This window comes from Microbacterium pseudoresistens (assembly GCF_013409745.1).
Classification (GTDB): Bacteria; Actinomycetota; Actinomycetes; order Actinomycetales; family Microbacteriaceae; genus Microbacterium; species Microbacterium pseudoresistens.
The window spans coordinates 2,821,895-2,845,042 of the sequence record NZ_JACCBH010000001.1 but is presented as its reverse complement, the minus strand read 5'-3'; the positions used below and the strand labels follow the sequence as shown (position 1 = coordinate 2,845,042).

Genomic DNA, 23,148 nt, shown 5'->3' with positions numbered 1-23,148 from the left:
CTTCGGGGGCACTGTTCGGAACTCGGGGGGCACTTTCGGAAGGTGGGCACTTTCGGAAGGTGGACACTGTGCAGGAGAGGGCACCGTGCGGCTTCTCCACAGGGTGCCCTGCCGACCCCGCCGATCTGCCTAGCATCGACGGATGCCGTCCTACGACCCGCACGCGCTCGCCGTGGCGCTCGCGCACGGCGCACTGCTCGTCGTCGGAGCGCGGCTCATCGCCGTCGACATCGCCGAGCACCGACTGCCCGATCGGATCGTGCTCCCGGCCCTCGGCGCGACGCTGCTCCTCGTCCTCGGAGACGCGGTGTGCACGGGCGAGACGGCGGCGATGGGCAGGGGCCTGGCGGGAATGATCGGGCTCTGCGCGTTCTACGCGCTGCTGCGCGGGGTCAGCAGGGGAGGAATGGGCGGCGGCGACGTCAAGCTCGCCGCCGTGATCGGCCTGGTGCTCGCCTGGCACGGGTGGTCGGCGCTCGTCATAGGGGCGGCGGCCGCCTTCGCGCTCGGCGCGCTGAGCGCGCTCGCGCTCCTGCTCGCACGCCGCGCCGACGGCGCGACGATGATCGCCTTCGGGCCGTGGATGATCCTGGGCGCCGTCCTCGGCATCGGGCTGGGATAAACCGCCACCGCGCAGGAGGGCATGCCGCCGAGGAGGGGGATATGGTGTGCTCATGGCACTCGCACGACTTCACGGCGGCCCGCTGGACGGGCAGATCCTCCCTCTCGACGACGCCGACCAGGACTCGCTGATCGTCCCCTACAGCGAGACCCAGATCGTCTACCGCCGCAATGGCGGGCCGACCCGCACGGGCGATGACGACGGCCCCACCGAGATCCTCTTCGCCTTCGTCGAATCGGAAGACGACATCGCTCCGGACGACGGCGACGACGCGCGTCGATGACGACGCCCAGCCGCACCGTCGAGGTCGAGCGCAAGTACGACGCCGACGCGGACACGCCGTTGCCGGAGTGGATGGGCATCCCCTCGATCGATGCGGTGAGTGACGGCGAGCTCCGCGAGCTCGACGCCCGGTACTTCGACACGGCAGATGCCGCTCTCGCCCGCGCCGGGGTGGCGCTGCGCCGCCGCACCGGCGGCCCCGACGAGGGCTGGCACATCAAGGGGCCGCGCGAGGGCGACGCCCGGGTGGAGTTCGGCTGGCCGCTCGGCGAGGGCGACGCTCTGCCGCAGCCCGTGGCCGAGGTCGTCTCGCAGTGGACGACGGCGCCGCTCGAGCCGCTCGCCCGCATCCGCAACAGCCGTACGGCCTACCTGCTCACCGGCCCCGGGGGCGTCGTGGCGGAGTTCGTCGACGACCGCGTGCGGGCCACCGACCTGCGGGCCGGGACCCACCGGGAATGGCGCGAGTGGGAGATGGAGCTCGGCCCCGCGGCACCCGCCGACGAGGCGCAGCGCACGGCGTTCTTCGACGCCGTCGCACGCGCGGTCGCCGCCGCCGGCGGGCGCGAGTCGTCCTCCGGCTCCAAGCTCGCACGGGCCTTGGGGCGTGACTGACCGAGGGCTGCGTTCCGCCTCCGCCAGGATGCTGCTGCTTCCGTCGCCGTGCGACGTCAGAAGTTGATCATGTGCCCCACGAGACCGTGGAAGGCCTCCTGCAGCGCCTCCGACAGCGTCGGGTGCGTGTGCACGTTGCGGGCCAGCTCGTGCGCGGTGAGGTCCCACTTCTGTGCGAGGGTCAGCTCGGGCAGAAGCTCGGAGACGTCCGGACCGATCATGTGGCCGCCGAGGAGCTCGAGATGCTCGGAGTCGGCGATGAGCTTGACGAAGCCGACCGGCTCGCCCAGGCCGTGGGCCTTGCCGTTGGCCATGAACGGGAAGGTCGCCACGGTGATCTCGCGGCCGGTCTCCTTGGCCTGCTGCTCGGTGAGGCCGAACGAGGCCACCTGCGGCGAGCAGAAGGTGGCGCGCGGCATCATCCGGTAATCGCCCAGCGTCTGCGTCTCGGCGCCGCCGATGGTCTCTGCGGCGACGACGGCCTGCGCCTCGGCCACGTGGGCCAGCTGCAGCTTGGCGGTCACATCGCCGATGGCGTAGACGCCCTCGACGTTCGTGCGCATGTGGTCGTCGATGTCGATCGCACCGCGCTCGGTGAGCTTCACGCCGGTCTTGTCCAGACCGTAGCCCTCGACGTTCGGCGCGAAGCCGACCGACATGAGCACCTTCCCGGCCTCGATGGAGGCCTGCTGGCCGTCCTTGCCGGTGTAGGTGACGGTGACGGAAGAGCCGTTGTCGGTGACCTTCTCGACCTTGGTGGAGGTGAGGATGTCGACGCCGTAGTTCTTGTACTGCTTCGTGATCTCCTTCGACACGTCGGCGTCCTCGTTGGGGAGCGCGCGGTCGAGGAACTCGATGATCGTGACCTTCACGCCGTAGTTCGTCAGCACGTAGGCGAACTCCATGCCGATGGCACCGGCCCCGACGATGACGATCGACTCGGGCAGCTCGCGGGAGAGGATCTGCTCCTCGAAGGTGACGACGTTCTCGCTGAGCTCGACGCCGGGCAGCAGGCGCACGGTCGATCCCGTGGCGATGATGACGTTGTCGAACGTGACCTCTTCGACCTGGCCGTCGGCCTTGGCCACCGAGATCGCCTTCGGACCGGTGAAGGTGCCGCGGCCGTCGAACTCGGTGACCTTGTTCTTCTTCATCAGGAAGTGGATGCCCTTGACCCGGCCGTCGGCGACCTCGCGCGAACGGTCGAAGGCCTTGCCGAAGTCGAGCGAGAACTCGCCCGAGATGCCGAAGAAGTCGGCCTTGTGGTTCAGCGTGTGCGCGAGCTCGGCGTTCTTCAGGAGCGCTTTGGAGGGGATGCACCCGACGTTCAGGCACACGCCTCCCCAGTACTTCTCCTCGATGATGGCGGTGGAAAGGCCCAGCTGAGCGCTGCGGACAGCGGCGACATAGCCGCCAGGGCCCGCGCCGAGGATGACGACATCGAAGTGTGGCATGACACCAGCCTATCGCGCGCAGAAACGCCTCCCGACGGCGCCTCCCGATCCGTTAGTCTGGAACGGAAGGAGGGTCAATCGTGTCAGACAACGACAGCCAGGACGACGCATCCGCCATCCGCAGGAACATGGATGCGCCGCACGACACCACGCAGACGTTCGGGCACGACTCCGATCTGTCTTTCGTACCCTTCGGCGTCGAGCTGAGCGAGGTCGAGCAGGCCGCGATCGCGGCGCTGCCGTCGGGCTCGGCTCTGCTGCTCGTCCGCTCCGGGGCGCTTGCGGGGGCTCGTTACCTGCTCGACACCGAGGTGACGACGACCGGCCGTCATCCCGAGGCCGACATCTTCTTCGACGACGTCACCGTCTCGCGCCGCCATGCCGAGATCATCCGCACCGGCACCGCGTTCGAGATCGTCGATCAGCGCTCGCTCAACGGCACCTACGTCAACGGGGAGCGCGTGGATCGCGGGGCCCTGGGCAATGGTGACGAACTGCGCATCGGCAAGTTCCGCCTCAACTTCTTCGCTTCTCCCGTTGACGTCGCGGCGGCGAAGCACTGATGGCGTCGCATGCATCCCGTGAGCGCTCGGCGCCCACGGGTCTGCTGAGTATCGGTCAGGTACTGGCACGGCTGACGCCGGAGTTCCCCAAGCTCACGGCCAGCAAGCTCCGCTACCTGGAGGGCGAGGGCATCGTCACCCCCGCGCGCACCGAGTCCGGCTACCGCAAGTTCTCCGCGGGCGACCTGGAACGGCTGCGTCTCGCGCTCACGCTGCAGCGCGATCGCTATCTTCCGCTCGACGTGATCCGCGAACACCTCGCGGCCCTCGATGCCGCCGGATCGTCGGCCGACGCCGAGTTGCCGGCGTCGATCGTGACCCGCGCCCGTCGCTATCGGCGCGACGAACTGCTCGCGGCGGCGGGAGCGTCGACCCAGCTGCTCAACGACGCCGTGTCGGGAGGGATGATCGCCCCGAGCGACACCCATCCCGAGAGCACGGTGGCCCTGCTGCGTGCCCTGGTCGCCCTGGACCGGTATGGGATCGAGCCGCGGCACCTGCGCCCGCTGCGGCAGAGCGCCGAGCGCGACGTCGCTCTCGTGCAGTCGGCGTTGTCGACCTTGCTGCGGCGCACCGATTCGTCCTCGCGGGGCAAGGCGGGCGAGATCGCCCCGGAGCTGGCGGCGCGGCTCGACGAGGTGCGCACGATCCTCGTCAAGGACGCGCTGGCGCACCTGCTGTCGTAACGAACTGATTGCGACACACCCGCGCCGCGCGGCGGATGTCGTTGCCGCGGCCGGGGGGCTGCTCTAGCGTGGGGGTATCGAGTCCTGAGGAGGGGAATGGCATGAGCGTCGAGCGCCGTGACGATCCGTCATTCGGAGATGATCTCCTCTTCACCGACGGCCTGCCCGCCATGGATGACGAGGTCGGCTACCGCGGCGCGGTGGCGGCCCGGGCAGCGGGAATCTCCTACCGGCAGCTGGACTACTGGGCCCGCACCGAACTCGTCGTCCCGACTGTGCGCGGGGCCAGCGGCTCCGGCTCGCAGCGCCTGTACGGCTTCCGCGACATCCTCGTGCTGCGGCTCGTGAAGAGCCTGCTCGACACCGGCATCTCGCTGCAGCAGATCCGTACCGCGGTTGAGCAGCTGCGCGCCGCCGGCATCCGCAATCTCTCCGGCACGACGCTGATGAGCGACGGCGCCTCGGTGTACCTGTGCACATCGAACGACGAGGTCATCGACCTGGTCAGCCGCGGGCAGGGCGTGTTCGGGATCGCCGTGGGCAAGGTGCTTCGCGAGGTCGAGTCGACGCTGGTCGAGTTCGATCCTGCCGTCCCCGACGCGGTCGACGAACTGGCCTCGCGCCGCGCGCGCCGCTCGGCCTGAGCCGCGGCGCACGAACCACCCTGTGCTCTGGCGCTTCCGCGCCCTACGACGCTCGGCGCGAGCGTATCGGGGTCAGCTGCGGGCGTCCTCCGGCACGGGAACGCGGCCCGTGCGGATGATGCGGTCCAGCAGCAGATCGAAGTCGCCGGCGAGCTCCTGCGCCGATTCGCCGGGCCACACATGCAGCGGCTTGGCCGCGCCCTGCGCCTGCTGCAGCGAGGTGCGCTCGGGAAGCTGCGGGGTGAGCACGAGCGGACCGAACATGTCGCGCAGCTCCTTGATGCGGAACTGGTGCTCGATGGACTGCGGGCGCACGCGGTTGACGACGATGCCCAGCGGCTGCAGCCGGGGGGAGAGCCCTCGGCGGATCTCTTCGATGGCGCGCAGGGCGCGGTCGGCCGCGGCGACGGAGAACAGGCCGGGCTCGGTGACCACCATGACGCGGTCGCTGGCGGCCCACGCGGTACGGGTGAGCGCGTTCAGCGACGGCGCGCAGTCGATGAGCACCAGGTCGTAGTCGGCCTCGACGGCGGCGAGCGCCTCCTCGAGCTTCCACACATCGCGGACGCTGGGGTGGGGGCCGTCGAAGTTGATGGCGGACGGGCTGCCGATGAGCACGTCGATGGTTCCGGGGTGCACCTTGGTCCACCCGCTGGAGGTGATCGCCTGACGGACGGTCTTCTCCTTGGGGTTGGCCAGGACGTCGGCGATGTTGAGTCGTCCGGCGATCTGGAGGTCCATGCCCGTGGATACATCGGACTGCGGGTCGAGGTCGACGACGAGGGTACGGATGCCTCGGGCGAACGCCGCAGAGGCGAGGCCGAGGGTCACCGTCGTCTTGCCGACGCCTCCCTTGAGAGAGCTGACGCTGAGTACGTGCACGGAGACAACGTTACCTTCCCCTAGGCTGGGGAAACACTCAGCCCCGCCCATGCACGTGGAATCACGTGCATTGAGCCCCTCGAGGTGTGCATGTTCCAGAAGATCCTTGTGGCCAATCGCGGTGAGATCGCGATCCGTGCCTTCCGTGCGGCGTTCGAGGTGGGGGCGCGCACGGTCGCTGTCTTCCCCTATGAAGACCGCGGTTCCGTGCATCGGCTCAAGGCCGACGAGGCGTACGAGATCGGCGAGCGCGGTCACCCCGTGCGCGCCTACCTCGATGTGGACGAGATCATCCGCGTCGCGGTGGAGAGCGGGGCGGATGCGATCTACCCCGGCTACGGCTTCCTCTCCGAGAACCCGGAGCTGGCGGGCAAGGCCGCCGCGGCGGGGATCGTGTTCGTCGGTCCGCCCGCCTCGGTGCTGGAGATGGCGGGCAACAAGGTCGAGGCCAAGCGCCACGCCATCGCCGCAGGCGTCCCGGTGCTGCGCTCCACCGAGGCCTCCGACGACGTGGATGCGCTCGTCGCGCAGTCCGACGAGATCGGCTTCCCGCTGTTCGCCAAGGCCGTCGCCGGTGGCGGCGGCAGGGGGATGCGCCGGGTCGAGTCGAGGGAAGAGCTCGCTCCTGCGCTGGCCGAGGCGATGCGCGAGGCGCAGAGCGCCTTCGGCGACCCGCGGATGTTCCTGGAGCAGGCCGTGCTGCGGCCGCGTCACATCGAGGTGCAGATCCTCGCCGACAAGACCGGCGAGACCGTGCACCTGTTCGAGCGTGACTGCTCGGTGCAGCGGCGTCATCAGAAAGTCGTGGAGATCGCGCCGGCCCCGAACCTCGACGAGGAGGTGCGTCGCGCGCTGCACGCGCATGGCGTGGCCTTCGCCCGCTCCATCGGGTACGAGAACGCGGGAACGGTGGAGTTCCTGCTCGAGACGGCGGGGCCCCGCACCGGCGAGGTCGTGTTCATCGAGATGAACCCGCGCATCCAGGTGGAGCACACCGTCACCGAGGAGATCACCGACGTCGATCTCGTGCAGACGCAGATCCGCATCGCGGCCGGTGCGACGCTGACGGAGCTCGGCCTGCAGCAGTCCGAGCTCCGTCAGCGCGGCGCGGCGCTGCAATGCCGCATCACCACGGAGGACCCGACGCAGGGCTTCCGCCCCGACACGGGCAAGATCACCACGTATCGCTCGCCGGGCGGCGCAGGAATCCGCCTCGACGGCGGTACCGTGCACCAGGGCGCGCAGATCAGCCCGCACTTCGACTCGATGCTCTCCAAGCTCACGTGCCGCGGGCGCGACTTCCCGGCCGCGGTGTCGCGGGCGCGGCGCGCGCTGGCGGAGTTCCGCATCCGCGGCGTCTCCACCAACATTCCGTTCCTGCAGGCGCTGCTGGAGGATCCGTCGTTCGTCGCGGGCGATATCAGCACCTCCTTCATCGACGAGCGCCCCGACCTGCTGCGCGGCCGGGAGTCGAAGGATCGCGGAACGAAGATCCTCAACTGGCTCGTCGACGTCACCGTCAACAAGCCGCACGGCGCGCATCCCGGTTACGCCGAGGCGCGTACGAAGCTTCCGGAGCTGGACCTGTCGACCGAGCCGGTCGCCGGATCTCGCCAGCGGCTGCTCGAGCTCGGCCCGGAGGGCTTCGCGAAGGACCTGCGCGCGCAGAAGGCGCTCGCCGTGACCGACACGACCTTCCGCGACGCGCACCAGTCGCTGCTGGCCACCCGGGTGCGCACCAAGGACCTGGTGGCCGCGGCGCCCTACGTCGCCCGGCTCACCCCCGAACTGCTCTCGGTCGAGGCGTGGGGTGGGGCGACCTACGACGTGGCCCTCCGCTTCCTCGGCGAGGACCCATGGGAGCGGCTGGACAAGCTGCGCGAGAGCCTGCCGAACGTGGCGATCCAGATGCTGCTGCGCGGGCGCAACACCGTCGGCTACACGCCGTACCCCACAGCGGTGACCGAGGCATTCGTCGAGGAGGCGGCATCCAGCGGCATCGACGTCTTCCGCATCTTCGACGCGCTCAACGACGTGTCTCAGATGCGCCCGGCGATCGACGCCGTGCGCCAGAGCGGCACGGCCGTCGCCGAGGTCGCCCTCTGCTACACAGGCGATCTGCTCGATCCGGACGAGACCCTGTACACGCTCGACTACTACCTGCGTCTCGCGGAGCAGATCGTGGAGTCGGGCGCGCACATCCTCGCGATCAAGGACATGGCGGGACTGGTCCGCCCCGCGGCGGCGGCCCGGCTGGTCACGGCGCTGCGCGAACGGTTCGACCTGCCGGTGCACCTGCATACTCACGACACCCCGGGCGGCCAGCTCGCGACCCTCCTGGCAGCGAGCGCCGCCGGAGTGGACGCGGTCGACGCCGCCTCGGCACCGCTGTCGGGCACCACGAGCCAGCCTTCGCTGTCGGCCCTCGTGGCCGCTCTGTCGCACACCGAGCGCGACACGGGCCTCTCGCTCGCCGCAGTGTCGGATCTCGAACCGTACTGGGAAGCAGTGCGGCACCAGTACGAGCCGTTCGAGTCGGGCCTGCCCGGCCCCACCGGCCGCGTGTACCGCCACGAGATCCCCGGGGGGCAGCTGTCGAACCTGCGCCAGCAGGCCAAGGCGCTGGGCCTCGCCTCCGACTTCGAACTGATCGAGGACATGTATGCGGCGGCGGACCGCATCCTCGGCCGCGTGCCCAAGGTGACCCCGTCGTCGAAGGTCGTCGGCGACCTCGCCCTGCATCTCGCCGCCGTGCGCGCCGACCCGGCGGACTTCGAGGCGAACCCCGAGAAGTACGACGTGCCCGACTCGGTCGTCGGCTTCATGGCCGGCGAGCTGGGCGACCTGCCCGGTGGATGGCCCGAGCCGTTCCGCTCCAAAGTGCTCGCCGGGCGCGAGGTGCGCACGGGGATCACCGAGATCTCCGCCGACGACGAGGCCGCGCTCGCGGCCGGCGGCGACACGCGGCGCGCAGCGTTGAACAGTCTGCTGTTCCCCGCGCCGATGCGCGAGTTCACGCAGATGCGCGATCTGTTCGGGGACCTCTCCGTGCTGGATACCGCCGACTACCTGTACGGGCTGGTGCCGGGGCAGGAGCATCTCGTGGAGATCGACCGCGGCGTGCAGCTGTATGTCGGGCTCGAGGCGATCGGCGAGGCCGATGACAAGGGCATGCGCACCGTCATGACCACGCTGAACGGCCAGTTGCGGCCCGTGTTCGTGCGCGATCACTCGGTCGCCGTCGACGCGGTCGAGGCCGAGAAGGCCGACACCTCGACACCAGGTCAGGTCGCCGCGCCCTTCTCCGGCGTGGTGACGCTGAAGGCCGAGGTCGGTGCCGCCGTGCGCGCCGGCGAGCCCGTCGCGTCGATCGAGGCGATGAAGATGGAGGCCGCGATCACGGCGCCCGTCGACGGCGTCGTCGAGCGGCTGGCGATCGGTGCGACCCAGCAGGTGGAGGCCGGCGACCTTTTGGTCGTGATCCGCCCATCGCACTAACCTTGTGCGGGTGGCAACGGCCGCGCAAGGTGGGGGAGTAGGACCAGTTCATGACGTCAGATCGCAGAAGGCCCGGTGTGCACGACGAGGATGACGACCTCGGCGTGCTCGATGACGCCGGTGCTGTCGACACGACCTCGATCAGCGTCCTCGGCGGATCCACTGCCCAGGTGCGCGTGGACCTTCCGCCGAGCGACGATGACCTCGACGACGACGGCGTGGTCGACGACGACCCGTATGCCGAGCTGATCATGGAGGGCGATCCGGCGGGACTCGTGCGCGATCCCGATCCCATCGGCCGCATCCGTCAGGGCGCCGACGTCGCCGACATCATCATCGAGGTCCCCTCCGATGAGGCGGCGCCCGTCGTCGAGGCGGAGCGTGTGGCCGACCAGTCGACCGAGGAACCGATGGAGGCCGCCATCGTCGACGAGCGGGATGCGGATGATGCCGAGCCCGAGGAGATCGCTGCCGAAGAGTTCGAGGCTGAAGAGTTCGAGGCTGACGAGGTCGAGGTCCAGGAGGTCTCCACGGACGCGGCTGCGGCGGATGACGCGGAGACGGACCATGCCGGTTCGGAAGCGGGTGCTGCGGACGACATCGTGGTCGATGAAGACGTGAGGCACGTTCCGGGCGTCGAAGATGTCCGGACGGAGGATGAGGTGGCCGACGACATCGCGCCGGTGACGAGACCGCCGCGCTCGCGCCATGAGGCCGCCACGGCGGCCAAGCGCCTCGGCGAGGTGGGGGAGCGCAGGGAGAGCGCCGACCTGCTGACCGCGGACCGCCTGCTCGATCCGCACCAGATCGCCAAGCCCGAGCCGGAAGGCGCATGGAGCCACTTCGTGTACCGCCTGTCGGGCCGCCGCATCAACCTCGGCGATAGCCGTGCGGTGCGCGCCCGCAAGGCGCTGTCGGCGCGGATCTCTGCACCGCTCAACGGAGGCGCCCGCTTCGTTCCGGTGCTCTCGCGCAAGGGCGGCGTCGGCAAGACGACGATCACGACCCTGCTCGGCATGGCGCTCGCCGACGCCCGCGACGATCGTGTGATCGCGGTCGATGCCAACCCCGACCGCGGCACCCTCGCCGATCGCATCGCCCGGCACAACGGCAAGACCGTGCGCGACCTGGTGCGCATCCGTGACGAGGTGCGCGGCTATCACGACATCTCCGCGGTCGTCTCGCGCGACGCCACCCGGCTTGATGTACTGGCCTCGGATACCGATCCGCGCGTCTCGGAGGCGTTCAGCGACGTCGACTACGACCAGGTGGCCGAGCTCGCCGCGCACTTTTATTCGCTGGTGCTCACCGATACGGGAACGGGCATCGTGCACGATGTCATGGGCGCCACGCTCGATCGCGCCGATGCGATCGTCGTCGTCGCGGGCCTGAGCGTCGATGAGGCGAGGCTCGCATCCGAGACGCTCACCTGGCTGGAGACCAACGGTCACGCCGAGAACGCCCGCGAGGCGGTCGTCGTGCTCAACCAGTCGACCCCCGGTGCGCCGCTGGTGAGGCTGGACGAGCTCGAAGCGCACTTCGCGACGCGGGTGCGTCACGTCGTGCGGATGCCGTACGACCCGCACATCGCGGCCGGCAGCGTCGTGGACTACAACGGCCTGCAGAGCGAGACCCGTCAGGCCGCCCGCGAGCTCGCCGCGCTCGTGGTCGAGAACCTCCGAGTGCAGATCCGCTGATGGCCGTCCGCGAGATCCGCCTCTTCGGAGACCCCGTGCTGCGCACGGTCTGCACGCCGGTCGGCACCATCGACGACGGCGTGCGCGCTCTGGTCGCCGACCTGATCGATACCGTCAAGCTTCCCGGCCGCGCGGGAGTGGCCGCTCCGCAGATCGGCGTCGCCGTGCGCGCCTTCAGCTACAACATCGACGACCGCATCGGTTACGTGCTCAACCCCGTGCTCGTGGAGGTGCGGGGCGAGCCCGTGCCCACCGGCGAGGGATGCCTGTCGGTGCCCGGGCTGTGGCACGAGGCGCTGCGCCATCCCTGGGCGCGGGTGGAGGGCATCGACCTCGACGGCGAGCCGGTCGTGCTCGAAGGGGACGGCCTCATGTCCCAGGCGCTGCAGCACGAGACCGACCACCTCGACGGCCGCGTCTACATCTCACGGTTGGACGCCGACGCACGCAAGGTCGCGATGCGCGAGATCCGCGAGAGCGCCTGGTTCTGAGCCCCCGGCCCGGCGTCGAGGGCTCAGACAGAGCGAGGGCTCAGCGCCCAGAGCGGGCCGTCACGGGCGAGCTCAGCCCAGCGGCACCGTCGTCGTCGCGGTCGGTTCGTCGTAGATCCGGGCGACGTCGTCGGCGAAGTCCGCCATGATCACGTTGCGCTTGATCGAGAGCTTCGGGGTGAGGTGCCCGCTCGCCTCGGTCCACTCCGACGGCAGGATCGTGAACTTGCGGATCGACTCTGCCCGCGATACCCGCCCGTTGGCGGTGTCGACCGCGCGCTGCACTTCGGCCCGCACCGCGTCGTTGGTCGCCGCCTCGGCCAGCGGCATGTCGGCGGGCAGGCCGTTGTTGGCGAGCCAGGTGGGCAGCATCTCGCTGTCGAGAGTGACGAGCGCCCCGATGAACGGACGCTGATCGCCGACGACGACCACCTGTCCGACGATCGGGTTCGCGCGGATCGGGTCTTCCAGGGCGGCCGGGGCGACGTTCTTGCCACCGGCGGTCACGATGATCTCCTTCTTGCGGCCGGTGATCGTGAGGAAACCCTCGTCGTCGAACGAGCCGATGTCGCCGGTGCGGAACCAGCCGTCGTGGAACGCCTCGGCCGTCGCTTCGGGGTTGTTCCAATACTCCTTGAAGACGTTGATACCGCGCACCTCGATCTCGTCCGCCTCGCCCAGGCGCACGCCGACGCCGGGCAGCGCAGGACCGACCGTGCCGATCTTGGCCTTGTCGGCGAGGTTCACGGTGGCGGGGGCGGTCGTCTCGGTGAGGCCGTAGCCTTCGAGGATCACGACGCCGAGGCTGTGGAAGAAGTGTCCGAGGCGCGGGCCGAGCGGAGCCGAACCCGAGATGGCGTAGACGACGTTGCCGCCCATGGCCTCGCGCAGCTTGCCGTAGACGAGCTTGTCGAACAGGGCGAAGCGCAGCTTGAGACCGAACGGGATCTTCTTTCCCTCTTCGAGCAGGGTCGAGTGCTCGACCGCGGCGGCGGCCGCAGCACGGAAGATCTTGCCCTTGCCGCCCGCCTCGGCCTTCTGCTCGGCGGAGTTGTAGACCTTCTCGAAGACGCGCGGGACGGCGAGGAGGAAGGTCGGCTTGAACGATCCGAGCGCGGGGAGCAATTGCTTGGTGTCGGGCTGGTGGCCCGTGCGCACGCCCGCGTGGATGTTGAGGATCGAGATGAACCGTGCGAACACGTGCGCCGTGGTGATGAACAGCAGTGTGGACGCGCCTGGTGTGGTCACGACTGCGTCGAGCGCCTTCGCCGAGTTGCGCGAGAGCTCCACGAAGTTGCTGTGCGTGAGCACGCAGCCCTTCGGCCGGCCGGTGGAGCCGGAGGTGTAGATGAGCGTGGCGATGTCGTCGCCGTTCGCGAGGCCGCGGCGGCGCTGGATCTCGGCGTCCTCGATGTCGGCGCCCTGAGCCGTGAGGTCGTCGATCGCCCCGAGGTGCAGCTGCCAGGTCTCGCGGATGAGCGGGAGTTCGCCGCGCACCTCGTCGAGCCGCGCGAAGTGCTCGGCCGATTCGACCATCACGGCGATGGCGCCGGAGTCCTCGAGGATCCACTGGATCTGCGAGGGGGAGCTCGTCTCGTAGATGGGCACCATGACTGCGCCGGCGTAGAACAGCGCGAAATCGACGAGCGACCATTCGTAGGTGGTGCGGGCGAGGAAGCCGACCTTGTCGCCGGGCTCGATGCCGGCGGCGACGAAGCCCTTGGCGAGCGCGATCACCGCGGACTGGAAGTCGGCGGCGGTGACATCGCTCCAGCCGTCGCCGGAGGGGATGGAGAAGAGCGCCAGGTTCGGCGTCTTGTCGACGCGATCCGCCAGCAGATCGGTGATGTTCGCCTGCGGGTCTGCGGGAATGACGGCAGGGACTTCGAACTGGACCACGGCAACTCCTTCGGCACCGGACGGGTACGGTCTTTCCAGGGAGTCTATGGCACGATCGCCCCTCGGCGGGAGCCGCTCTCTGTGAAACCCAGTCACACCTGTGATGGTACTCGGTAGCAGCTGCGGAGTCCCTGCTCGTCGACCGTGACCGGTTCGCCCGTTTCCGTGCACGGGCACTCTCGTCGCCCGGCGGGCACGGCGCTAGACTTCACGACGATGATCTACTGGTTCCTGAAGTACGTGGTGATCGGCCCCGTGGTCAAGGCGGTGTTCCGGCCCTGGATCGTGGGCCGCGCGAACGTGCCGGACAAGGGCGCCGCCATCCTCGCCAGCAACCATCTGTCCTTCGCCGACTCGATCTTCCTGCCGCTCATGCTCGACCGGCCGATGTCGTTCCTCGCCAAGAGCGACTACTTCACCGGCCGCGGGCTGAAGGGCTGGGCCACGCGGCTGTTCATGAAGGGCACCGGTCAGCTCCCCATCGACCGCTCCGGTGGCAAGGCGTCCGAGGCGTCGCTGAACACGGGCCTGCAGGTGCTCGGCCGCGGCGACCTGCTCGGCATCTACCCGGAGGGCACGCGCAGTCCCGACGGACGGCTGTACCGCGGCCGCACGGGGATCGCGCGCATGGCGCTGGAGGCGAAGGTCCCCGTGATCCCCGTGGTCATGGTCGACACCGACACAGCCATGCCGATCGGCCAGCGCGTGCCGAACGTCGTGCGGGTGGGGATGGTCATCGGCGAACCGCTCGACTTCTCGCGCTACGCCGGCATGGAGAACGACCGCTACATCCTGCGCTCGGTGACCGACGAGATCATGGTCGCGCTTCACCGGCTGGGGGAGCAGACGTACGCCGACGTGTACGCCTCGAGCGTGAAAGAGGCGCTGAGCGCGACACCGGCTGTGCCCCGCGTCTCCTGAGCAGGATGCCCCGCGCCGCCGCTCTAGGATGGGAGGATGCCTCCGCAGACTCCCGCCCTCGACTCTTGGCGTTCCCTGCCGATCAAGCAGCAGCCGCAGTGGCCGGATGCCGAACGCGTCGCCGATGTGTCGGCGCAGCTGGCGGCCCTGCCGCCGCTGGTGTTCGCCGGTGAAGTGGACAATCTGCGCGACCGGCTCGCACGCGCCGCTTCCGGACAGGCGTTCCTCTTGCAGGGCGGTGACTGCGCCGAGACCTTCGCCGGGGCGACGGCCGACCAGATCCGCAACCGGATCAAGACGGTGCTGCAGATGGCGGTCGTGCTCACGTACGGTGCATCGATGCCCATCGTCAAGATGGGGCGCATGGCCGGCCAGTTCGCCAAGCCGCGCTCGAGCGATACGGAGACCCGCGGCGAGGTGACGCTGCCCGCGTACCGGGGCGACATCGTCAACGGCTACGACTTCACCGAGGGCTCGCGCCGCGCCGACCCGACGCGCCTGCTGCAGGGCTACCACACGGCGGCGTCGACGCTGAACCTCATCCGCGCCTTCACGCAGGGCGGGTTCGCCGACCTGCGCGAAGTGCACTCATGGAACAAGGGCTTCGCGCAGAACCCCGCCAACCAGCGCTACGAGCGCATGGCGGCAGAGATCGACCGTGCGATCAAGTTCATGGCGGCCGCCGGAGCCGACTTCGACGAGCTCACGCGCGTGGAGTTCTTCACGGGGCACGAGGGTCTGCTCATGGACTACGAGCACCCGATGACCCGCATCGACTCGCGCACCGACACGCCGTACAACACCTCGGCGCACTTCCTGTGGATCGGCGAGCGCACGCGCGATCTCGACGGCGCGCACGTCGACTACTTCTCGAAGATCCGCAACCCCATCGGAGTGAAGCTCGGTCCGACGACCACGCCGGAGACCGCGCTCGCCCTGATCGACACGCTCGACCCCGAGCGCGAGCCGGGTCGGCTCACCTTCATCACGCGCATGGGCGCGGGCAGGATCCGCGACGCGCTGCCACCGCTGCTGGAGGCGGTCAAGGACTCCGGAGCCACGCCGCTGTGGGTCACCGACCCGATGCACGGCAACGGCATCACGTCGGCGACCGGGTACAAGACCCGCCGTTTCGACGACGTGGTCGACGAGGTGCGCGGCTTCTTCGAGGCCCATCGCGCCGTGGGCACCTTCCCCGGCGGCATCCACGTTGAACTCACCGGAGACGACGTCACGGAGTGTCTGGGCGGATCCGAGCGGATCGACGAGGACGCCCTGGCGACGCGCTACGAGTCGCTGTGCGACCCGCGGCTGAACCACATGCAGAGCCTCGAGCTCGCCTTCCTCGTGGCCGAGGAGCTCGAGAAGCGCTGAGATCTCGGCGCTTCGGCGTCAGCCGGATGCGCGGACCTGCACCGTCGAGCCCTTGGGGACGCTCTCACCGGCCTCGGGATTCGTCGATGACGCGGTGAACAGGCCCCACGCGAATTCGGGGACATTGGTCGTCGGATTCAGACCCGCGTCCTTGAGCTCCTGCATCGCATCGGCGAGGTTCTTCCCCGACACGTCGGGCACCTCGACGGGCGCCGGACCCTGCGAGACGACGAGCGTCATCGTGTCTCCGGGGCGCCAGTTGGCGCCGTCGCCGCGGTCGGCGATGCGGATGACGCGGTCCTTGCGCACCTCGTCGCTGTATTCCAGCTGGTTCTCGGCCGCGACGACCAGCCCCTTGCCCGTGAGGGCGGCCGTCGCCTGGTCGATCTTCATGCCCGATACATCGGGCACCGGGCCGAGCGAGGTGAGCAGTTGGATGGAATCGCCCTCGAACACCGTGCAGCCCTCGCCGCATTCGAACACGTCACCCGAGCGCGGATGCACCTCCGCGTTGATGACGATGCCAGGATCGGCCCGCGAGAACAGCGCGACGGAGTCGATCACCGTGATGGTGAAATCCTTGAGCGCGGCGCGCGCGGCGTCTTCGGTGAGCTCGTTGAGCTTGGGGATCGTGAGCTGGGCCGGTCCCTGCGAGATGATGACGGTCACCGACGTGTTCTTGTCGACCCGGGTGCGCGCTTCGGGATCGGTGCCGATCGTCTGGCCGACGGGGACGTCCACCGAGGTCGCTGCGCCTTCGACAGGGGTCAGGCCCGCGGCCGTCAGCACCGCCGCGGCGTCCGCATAGGGCTTTCCCGCGACGTCCGGCACGGCGATCTGCGACCCCGGTCCCGACCCGAACCACCAGCCGGCCCCGGCCGCCGCCGCGGCGAGCAGCAGCACGAGGGCGAGCAGGAACCCGCCCCGCGCGCGTCGCGTCGCGGTGCGGCGACGCAGCAGCGTGGCGTTATCGAGCGCCTGCTCCGCGACGGGGGCGGTGGCGGTGGGAGCTCCGGGCATGACCAGCGTGAGGTCGCCGGAGTCGCGGGACGGTGCGACGGGATCGATCACGGTCGTCGCCGCTGTCGCTGCCGTCGGCGCAGGAGTGATCCCGAGCTCGCGTTCGATGGCGCGCAGCCGGTCGAGCATCTCCTGGGCGTTGTTCGGGCGCTCGTCGGGCGACTTCTCGGTCGACCACAGCACGAGCTCGTCGAGCTGCTCCGGCACGCCCGGGTTGCGCACGCTGGGGCGCGGCACCGATTCCGTCGCGTGCTGGAACGCGATCTGCATGGGCTGCTCGCCCTTGTACGGCTGCTCGCCCACGAGCATCTCGTAGAGCATGATGCCCAGCGCGTAGATGTCGCTGCGGGCGTCGGCCGTGCCGCGCGTGACCAGCTCGGGGGCGAGGTAGGCGATAGTGCCCATGAGCTGCTGCCCGGTGGCCGTGTTGGCGCTGGTGGCTCGTGCGAGTCCGAAGTCACCGATCTTGATGCGGCCGTCCTCGGCCAGCAGCACGTTCTCGGGCTTCACGTCGCGGTGCACGATCCCCGCGCGGTGCGCCGCGGCGAGACCCGAGAGTACGGCGTCCATGATGCTCACGGTCTGCGTCACGGTGAGGCGCTTGTGCTCGCGCAGCAGCTCGCGCAGCGTGATGCCGGGAAGGTACTCCATGACCAGGTACGCGAGCTCGCCGTCCTGGCCCTGGTCGAACACATTGACCACGTGCGGATCGGCCAGTCGCGCCGCCGCGCGGGCTTCCTGGATGAAGCGGCTCTGGAACACCGAGTCGTCGCTGAGGTGGCTGTGCATCACCTTGAGCGCGATGCGCCGCTCGAGGCGCAGATCGGTGGCGACGTAGACGGTCGCCATCCCGCCTCGGGCGATCCGGGCCCGCACCCGGTACCGGCCGTCGACGAGCCGCCCGATGAGGGGGTCGGTCTGCTGGCTCGTCGTCACGCGAGAAGTCTAGGGAAGGCTTGCTGAAAGGCGCGGCAACGGCTCGCCCTTCCGCGGAATCACGCGGGCGCACGCATCCGCCGCGCCGATGCGGTCAACCGAGCTCGGCGAGCCACCGGGTCGCGTTCTGCTCCCAGGCGCCGTACCGGAGCGGATAGGCGGAGATCTGCACGGCCTGCGCCGCATCCGTGAACGCCAGCTGCTCCCAGCCGGCGATGTCGAGCAGCCCGCGGGTCGCGGAGCCGTTGGGATCGGCGTCGCCGCCGAAGAACACGCGGATGCTGCGGTCGCGGTCAAGGATCTGCTCGGGCGTTCCCCATCCGGCGCTCGGGCGCTGCTGGAACAGTCCGAGCGAGTCCCGGTCGCCCCAGTCGAGGTTGCGCAGCGATGACTCGACCATGGCCGCGGCCAGGCCGATGGCGATTCCGCGGTCGGGCACGCCGAGCTCGCGGCCGACCGCGATGATCCACGCGGCGTTGTCGGCCTGCTCGGCATCCAGCGCGGTCCACGGCGCGACGGCCGGATACTCGTCCTCGACCGGGGCGGGGTCAGGCGTCGACGCGGGCGCGGGCGCCGCGGCATCGGCGCCGGGGATCACGATCGTCTGCCCGGGATAGATGATCGAGTCGGGTCCGAAGCCGTTGACCGCGTAGAGCGCGTCCACGCTCGTGCCGTGCGCCTGCGCGATCGCCCACAGGGTGTCGCCGGCGACGACCTCGTACGCTGATCCGGGTGCGGCAGGAGCATCGCCGCCGCTCTCGGGCGCCGGAGCGGCGGGTGCGGCGAGCGCGAGCACATCGCCCGGATAGATGACGGCGTCCCCGCCGAGCCCGTTCCAGGCGAGCAGGTCGTGCACCGAGATGCCGTACCGCGCGGCGATGCCATAGGGCGTGTCGCCGTCGACGACGGTGTGCGATCCGGCGACGGAGCTCGCGCCGGAGGCACTGCCCTGGCCGGACAGCGGCTCGTCGCCGGAGAGGAGCGGGTCGGGGACGTGGTGGCCCCGCGGGAGCGGTGCGGCGTGGGCGGGAGCTGTGACGAGCGAGCCGACCATCGTCGTCGCGATGGCGGCGGGCACAGCCCAGCGAAGCGTGCGGTTGCGTCGGAGTGCGGTATCGGCAGACATGTATCCCCCCGTCATGACCCGCTCTGCGGTGTTCCGACCGTGTCACGGATGTTGCCTGGAGTCAACAGCTGTGACTGCTGTGACACGAGTCGCGCGGTCGCGGGGGAAGGCATGCGAGCATTGCACTGTGTCTTCGACTGAACAATCCCTCCCGGCCGGCTGGCTGACCCTTCCCGACCTCGTGACGGCCCTCGACGAGCCGCTCGGCAGGGTCCGGAGGCTGCTGGACGAGCACCATCTCGTCGGCTCGCGCCGGCACGGGCCGTTCGCGGTGCCGGCCGTGTTCCTCGTCGACGGCGAACCGTTGGGCTCGCTGCGCGGCACCGTCATCGTGCTGCAGGATGCGGGCTTCTCCGACGACGAGGTCATCGACTGGCTGCTCGAGGAGGAGCCATCGATCGGCCGTCCCCCGATCGATGCCCTCTTGGCCGGCCACAAGAGCGAGGTGCGCCGCGTCGCGCGGACTCTGGCCTGAGGGCGCGGCGCTCCCGGTGATCCGCGCTATGCGGAGCGCGTTGTCGCGGCTTCGGCCAGCGCCCGCAGGTCCACGAGGGCGCGGGCATCCAGCGGAGCGTCCGCCACCGCCCGCTCGGCGTCGGCGCTGCACTGCGCGATGAGCTCTTCGGCGCGCGCCAGCGCGCCCGACTCGACGATCGCCCCCTGCAGCGACGCGATCTGATCAGGGGTGAGACCCGGGTCGCCGAGCAGCTCGTCGACCATCCTGCGCCCCTGGGCCGCCATCGCCTGCCGGGTCCAGGCGATCAGCAGGGTGCGCTTGCCCTCGCGCAGGTCGTCGCCCGAGGGCTTGCCGGTGGTGCGCTCATCGCCGAAGACGCCGAGGATGTCGTCGCGGAGCTGGAAGGCGATCCCCACCGGATGCCCGAACGCGCTCAGCGCCGCGTGCTGCTCGGCATCGGCTCCGGCCAGTGCCGCGCCCAGCAGCAGCGGCTGCTCGACGCTGTAGCGTGCGGACTTGAGCGTCATCACCCGCAGCGCGCGCTCAGCGTGGTCGGCGTCGTCGTTGACGATCCACGCCGACTCCTCGGCGATGTCGAGGTACTGCCCCAGTGTGACGTCGCGGCGCATGCGGGCGTACTCGTCGCGCACCGCCGCTGCATGCGGGTGCCCGCGCAGGCCGTGCTCGAGCAGATCGTCGCTCCAGGCCACGAGGAGGTCGCCGAGAAGGACGGCCGCGGAGCGTCCGAAGGGGGCGGCATCGCCGTTCCACGCCGCCGCGATGTGCGCGGCCTCGAACGCCCGGTGTGCGGCGGGACGCCCTCGCCGGGTGTCCGAGTTGTCGATGAGGTCGTCGTGCACGAGCGCTGCGGACTGGAAGACCTCCAGCGCGGCGCAGACGTCCCACAGGGCATCCGGCTCGGTCGCGCCGGAGTCGGCCAGCGCGCCCACCGCCGCCCACCCCGCGTGGCAGAAGCGGGCGCGCAGGCGTTTGCCGCCGTCAAGGGTCCCGGCGGCCGTCTCCACGAACCTCTGCGCATCGGCCCCGTACGGATGCGCCTGTTCGCGCATCCGGTCGGCGAAGGCGTCGATGCGCGCGGTGACGGCGTTCACGACGGAGGACGGATCGGACACCCTGACAGCCTACTGAGCACTTGGCGCACATCTAGCCCGGGGCGAGCGGTGCGACGTAGAATGATGAGAAGCACACCCGAGGGGGACGACATGCCACTCTCCGAACAGGAACAGCGTCTGCTCGATGAGATGGAGCGCCATCTCATGAAGAATGACGCGGATGTCGTCAGCGCGCCCTCGGGCGATCGGGCCCTCAGCTACCGCAACCTCGTCTACGGCGCCGTTCTGCTGCTCGCCGGAGTCGGCGGGCTGATCGCCGGCGTCGCCGTGGGCGATGTGCTCGGCATCGTGATCGGCGTCGTCGCCTTCGTCGCGATGCTCGCGGGCGTCATGCTCGCCGTCACCCCGATTCGCCGCTCGACGTCGACCCGGCCCGAGTCGTCGGGCACACCACGCAGTTCATCGGGCCCGTCGTTCATGGACCGCATGAACGACCGATGGGATCGCCGCAGCGAAGGACGCTGAGCCGCCCCGCTCGCGGAGCCCCTCCGCCGCAGAGCTCTTTCGCGACCTTTCGGCCCGGATGCCTTGCATCCGGGCCTTTTCTTGTGTCTGGGGCCTCCAGTCCGGCCCGGTGCTCCACTTTCCCTCCACCGTGCTCCACCCCGGAAGAACCGCATGCTTCCGCGGATTGAAGAGCGAGAATTCGTGGATCGATCGAACTCTGCGTCAAATTGACACTGGTAAGTGGGGGAAAGTGGAGTAAAGTGGGGTAACGCTATCCAGCGAGGCGAGAACGGGGGTGAGAGCCGATGCTGTTGGGCACGCATTCCCCCAAGCTCGACGACAAGGGCCGCGTCATCCTCCCCGCCAAGTTCCGGGAAGACCTCGCCGGCGGCGTCGTCATCACCCGCGGACAGGACCGCTGCCTCTTCGTCTTCAGCACCGCCGAGTTCGAGCAGGTGCACGAGCGCATCCGTCAGGCTCCGCTGAGCAACAAGGACGCCCGTGCGTTCCTGCGCATGTTCCTCTCCGGAGCGAGCGCCGAGATGCCCGACAGCCAGAACCGCATCACTCTTCCCGCGCACCTGCGCACGTATGCCGGCCTGACGAAGGAACTCGTCGTCACCGGCGTCGGCGCGCACGCCGAGATCTGGGACGCCGCGGCGTGGAACGCCTACGCCGCGGGCAATGAAGACGCCTACGCCGAGCTCGAGGAGGAGGTGATCCCCGGCCTGTTCTGACCTGGACTGCGATTCCCAGCCGCTCATCCCCGGCATACCTTCCCCGGTGCCGGGTCGGGTGGATGGGGATCGGGGCCCAGGATCGGAACTCTGAGGAACCGGCTCCGCATCATGGACATCCGCGAGATCCACACCCCGGTCATGCTCGAACGTTGCATCGAGCTGCTCGCGCCCGCGCTCCAGCACGACGGCGCCGTGCTCGTCGACGCCACCCTCGGCATGGGCGGGCACTCCGAGGCCATCCTCGAGCGGATGCCGCACATCCGCCTGGTCGGGCTCGATCGCGACACCGACGCGCTGCGGATCGCCGGTGAGCGGCTCGCACGCTTCGATGACCGGGTCACGCTCGTCCACACGGTGTACGACGCGATCGGCGCGCACGCGAAGGGCGCCTCCGGCATCCTGTTCGACCTGGGCGTCTCCTCGCTGCAGCTCGACGAGGCCGACCGGGGATTCGCCTACGCCAAGGACGCCCCGCTGGACATGCGCATGGACCAGAGTGCGGGCATCACCGCGGCCGACGTGCTCGCGACCTACGGTGAGGGGAAGCTGCGCGGGATCTTCGAGCGGTACGGCGAGGAGAAGCTCGCCGCCCGGTACGCCAGGGCCATCCTCGCGGCGCGGGAGCAGGCTCCGCTGGAGCGGTCGCAGGACCTCGTCGACGTGCTCGTCGCCGCGACCCCCGCTGCCGCGCAGCGCGCCGGACACCCGGCCAAGCGAGTGTTCCAGGCGCTGCGCATCGAGGTGAACGCCGAGCTCAGCGTGCTCGCCCGGGCCATTCCCGAAGCACTGGACGCGCTGACGCTGCACGGTCGGGTCGTCGTGATGTCGTACCAGTCGCTCGAAGACCGGCTGGTCAAGCAGGCCTTCGCCAAGGCCGCGTCCTCCACGGCACCGGCGGGTCTTCCCGTCGAGCTCGACGAGCACGCCCCTCGCTTCCGCCTGATCACGAAGGGCGCGGAGCAGGCAGGGGAGTCCGAGCGCGCCGCCAATCCGCGCGCGATCCCCGTGCGGCTGCGTGCCGCCGAGCGCATCCGTGACGATCAGAGGAGTCAGGTCGCATGAGCATCGCCGCAGAGCCCCTGATCCTGCCGGTCGTCGACGAACCGACGCGCGAACGACGGCTGCGCCCCGTCGAAGCGCCGGTCCGGCGTCGTCGGCCGCGGGTGGCGTACGCCGTCCTCGCCCTGGCCGGCGCCGCGCTGATCGGCGCGGTGCAGATGGGGCTGTCCATCGCCACGACACAGGATTCGTTCGTGCTCTCGGACCTCGCCCAGCAGAACAAGGAGCTCACCTGGCAGGCCCAGGCGATCGAAGACGACCTGGCCGGTGTCAACTCGCCGCAGTCGCTGGCCGTGGCCGCGACCAACCTCGGGCTGGTCGTCGGCGGAACCGCGAACTACCTGCGCCTCAGCGACGGCGCCGTCATCGGCGCCGCGGGTGAGCCGAACTGGCTCTCCAGCGTCGAGCCCCGCGGGGCGGGTGCCGTCGCGAACGCGCTCGTCTCCGACACGCCGACGCCCGCACCGGGGTCCGCCACCGGAGACGGCGTAGAACCGACGCAGGAGGGTGAACCCGTCGTCGACCCAGCGGTGCCGCCCGCGGCCGACGGACTGCCGACGCCGAGCATGCAGTGACGAATCGGGATCGCATGACGCATCCGC

22 protein-coding genes are annotated in these 23,148 nt (G+C 69.8%); 16 read left to right on the top strand and 6 right to left on the bottom strand.

The window, feature by feature from the left end:
* Positions 1 to 142: 142 nt before the first annotated feature.
* Genes BKA02_RS13925 through BKA02_RS13915 form a run of 3 tightly spaced genes read left to right on the top strand, consistent with a single transcriptional unit; the run spans position 143 to position 1,519 of the window.
* On the top strand, positions 143 to 622 hold the full coding sequence (locus BKA02_RS13925; protein WP_179434964.1) for a prepilin peptidase: 480 nt from the start codon (positions 143 to 145) through the stop codon (positions 620 to 622).
* A gap of 52 nt (positions 623 to 674) precedes the next feature.
* The gene (locus tag BKA02_RS13920; protein WP_179434962.1) at positions 675 to 905 is read left to right on the top strand and encodes a response regulator; all 231 of its coding nucleotides are present in this window, start codon (positions 675 to 677) and stop codon (positions 903 to 905) included.
* Complete coding sequence (locus BKA02_RS13915; RefSeq protein ID WP_179434960.1) at positions 902 to 1,519, top strand: CYTH domain-containing protein; 618 nt, start codon at positions 902 to 904, stop codon at positions 1,517 to 1,519. The genes BKA02_RS13920 and BKA02_RS13915 overlap by 4 nt, the downstream gene beginning before the upstream one ends.
* Positions 1,520 to 1,575: 56 nt before the next feature.
* Here BKA02_RS13915 and lpdA read toward each other — a convergent pair whose 3' ends face one another.
* A complete protein-coding gene (gene lpdA / locus BKA02_RS13910; RefSeq protein WP_179434958.1) occupies positions 1,576 to 2,973 on the bottom strand; it encodes a dihydrolipoyl dehydrogenase in 1,398 nt (465 codons plus the stop codon).
* A 128-nt stretch (positions 2,974 to 3,101) separates the two neighbouring features.
* Between lpdA and BKA02_RS13905 the strand changes: the two genes are divergently transcribed.
* The 3 genes from BKA02_RS13905 (at position 3,102) to BKA02_RS13895 (ending at position 4,866) form a co-directional block, all read left to right on the top strand.
* A complete protein-coding gene (locus tag BKA02_RS13905) occupies positions 3,102 to 3,536 on the top strand; it encodes an FHA domain-containing protein (RefSeq protein WP_179435526.1) in 435 nt (144 codons plus the stop codon).
* Positions 3,536 to 4,222: a transcriptional regulator FtsR gene (gene ftsR / locus BKA02_RS13900; RefSeq protein ID WP_179434956.1), complete on the top strand. Its 687-nt coding sequence runs from the start codon at positions 3,536 to 3,538 to the stop codon at positions 4,220 to 4,222. Before BKA02_RS13905 ends, ftsR begins: the two co-directional genes overlap by 1 nt.
* 101 nt (positions 4,223 to 4,323) lie before the next feature.
* A complete protein-coding gene (locus tag BKA02_RS13895; protein ID WP_179434954.1) occupies positions 4,324 to 4,866 on the top strand; it encodes a MerR family transcriptional regulator in 543 nt (180 codons plus the stop codon).
* Positions 4,867 to 4,938: 72 nt separating this feature from the next.
* Here BKA02_RS13895 and BKA02_RS13890 read toward each other — a convergent pair whose 3' ends face one another.
* Complete coding sequence (locus tag BKA02_RS13890) at positions 4,939 to 5,748, bottom strand: AAA family ATPase (protein WP_179434952.1); 810 nt, start codon at positions 5,746 to 5,748, stop codon at positions 4,939 to 4,941.
* A 90-nt stretch (positions 5,749 to 5,838) separates the two neighbouring features.
* On the opposite strand from BKA02_RS13890, the gene BKA02_RS13885 reads away from it, so the two are divergent.
* The 3 genes from BKA02_RS13885 to BKA02_RS13875 are packed head-to-tail and all read left to right on the top strand — an operon-like array spanning position 5,839 to position 11,434.
* Complete coding sequence (locus tag BKA02_RS13885; RefSeq protein ID WP_179434950.1) at positions 5,839 to 9,246, top strand: pyruvate carboxylase; 3,408 nt, start codon at positions 5,839 to 5,841, stop codon at positions 9,244 to 9,246.
* 50 nt (positions 9,247 to 9,296) lie between these two features.
* Positions 9,297 to 10,943, top strand: a complete 1,647-nt coding sequence (locus BKA02_RS13880; protein WP_179434948.1) for a MinD/ParA family ATP-binding protein — start codon at positions 9,297 to 9,299, stop codon at positions 10,941 to 10,943.
* Complete coding sequence (locus BKA02_RS13875; RefSeq protein WP_179434946.1) at positions 10,943 to 11,434, top strand: peptide deformylase; 492 nt, start codon at positions 10,943 to 10,945, stop codon at positions 11,432 to 11,434. Before BKA02_RS13880 ends, BKA02_RS13875 begins: the two co-directional genes overlap by 1 nt.
* A gap of 72 nt (positions 11,435 to 11,506) precedes the next feature.
* Here BKA02_RS13875 and BKA02_RS13870 read toward each other — a convergent pair whose 3' ends face one another.
* Positions 11,507 to 13,333: an AMP-binding protein gene (locus tag BKA02_RS13870; RefSeq protein WP_179434944.1), complete on the bottom strand. Its 1,827-nt coding sequence runs from the start codon at positions 13,331 to 13,333 to the stop codon at positions 11,507 to 11,509.
* 216 nt (positions 13,334 to 13,549) lie between these two features.
* Between BKA02_RS13870 and BKA02_RS13865 the strand changes: the two genes are divergently transcribed.
* On the top strand, positions 13,550 to 14,254 hold the full coding sequence (locus tag BKA02_RS13865; RefSeq protein ID WP_179434942.1) for a lysophospholipid acyltransferase family protein: 705 nt from the start codon (positions 13,550 to 13,552) through the stop codon (positions 14,252 to 14,254).
* 36 nt (positions 14,255 to 14,290) lie between these two features.
* Positions 14,291 to 15,628, top strand: coding sequence for a class II 3-deoxy-7-phosphoheptulonate synthase (locus BKA02_RS13860; RefSeq protein WP_179434940.1), 1,338 nt, complete (start codon positions 14,291 to 14,293; stop codon positions 15,626 to 15,628).
* 18 nt (positions 15,629 to 15,646) lie between these two features.
* On the opposite strand, the gene pknB is transcribed toward BKA02_RS13860, so the two are convergent.
* Both pknB and BKA02_RS13850 read right to left on the bottom strand, forming a co-directional pair.
* Positions 15,647 to 17,584 carry a Stk1 family PASTA domain-containing Ser/Thr kinase gene (gene pknB, locus BKA02_RS13855; protein ID WP_179434938.1) on the bottom strand — a complete coding sequence of 646 codons (1,938 nt, stop codon included), beginning with the start codon at positions 17,582 to 17,584 and terminating at the stop codon, positions 15,647 to 15,649.
* Between the two features lie 94 nt (positions 17,585 to 17,678).
* Positions 17,679 to 18,710, bottom strand: a complete 1,032-nt coding sequence (locus BKA02_RS13850) for a LysM peptidoglycan-binding domain-containing protein (RefSeq protein ID WP_179434936.1) — start codon at positions 18,708 to 18,710, stop codon at positions 17,679 to 17,681.
* A gap of 127 nt (positions 18,711 to 18,837) precedes the next feature.
* On the opposite strand from BKA02_RS13850, the gene BKA02_RS13845 reads away from it, so the two are divergent.
* Positions 18,838 to 19,185: an Rv2175c family DNA-binding protein gene (locus BKA02_RS13845; protein ID WP_343045430.1), complete on the top strand. Its 348-nt coding sequence runs from the start codon at positions 18,838 to 18,840 to the stop codon at positions 19,183 to 19,185.
* A 26-nt stretch (positions 19,186 to 19,211) separates the two neighbouring features.
* On the opposite strand, the gene BKA02_RS13840 is transcribed toward BKA02_RS13845, so the two are convergent.
* Positions 19,212 to 20,300 carry a polyprenyl synthetase family protein gene (locus BKA02_RS13840; protein WP_343045429.1) on the bottom strand — a complete coding sequence of 363 codons (1,089 nt, stop codon included), beginning with the start codon at positions 20,298 to 20,300 and terminating at the stop codon, positions 19,212 to 19,214.
* Between the two features lie 90 nt (positions 20,301 to 20,390).
* On the opposite strand from BKA02_RS13840, the gene BKA02_RS13835 reads away from it, so the two are divergent.
* The 4 genes from BKA02_RS13835 to ftsL all read left to right on the top strand — a co-directional run bounded on the left by BKA02_RS13835 (position 20,391) and on the right by ftsL (position 23,121).
* Positions 20,391 to 20,765: a DUF3040 domain-containing protein gene (locus BKA02_RS13835; protein WP_179434932.1), complete on the top strand. Its 375-nt coding sequence runs from the start codon at positions 20,391 to 20,393 to the stop codon at positions 20,763 to 20,765.
* Positions 20,766 to 21,052: 287 nt separating this feature from the next.
* Positions 21,053 to 21,484, top strand: coding sequence for a division/cell wall cluster transcriptional repressor MraZ (mraZ, locus tag BKA02_RS13830; protein ID WP_179434930.1), 432 nt, complete (start codon positions 21,053 to 21,055; stop codon positions 21,482 to 21,484).
* Between the two features lie 111 nt (positions 21,485 to 21,595).
* The gene (gene rsmH, locus BKA02_RS13825; RefSeq protein ID WP_179434928.1) at positions 21,596 to 22,549 is read left to right on the top strand and encodes a 16S rRNA (cytosine(1402)-N(4))-methyltransferase RsmH; all 954 of its coding nucleotides are present in this window, start codon (positions 21,596 to 21,598) and stop codon (positions 22,547 to 22,549) included.
* Entirely contained in the window at positions 22,546 to 23,121 is a 576-nt protein-coding gene (gene ftsL / locus BKA02_RS13820; RefSeq protein ID WP_179434926.1) for a cell division protein FtsL, read from the top strand. Before rsmH ends, ftsL begins: the two co-directional genes overlap by 4 nt.
* The last annotated feature ends 27 nt before the right edge of the window (positions 23,122 to 23,148 follow it).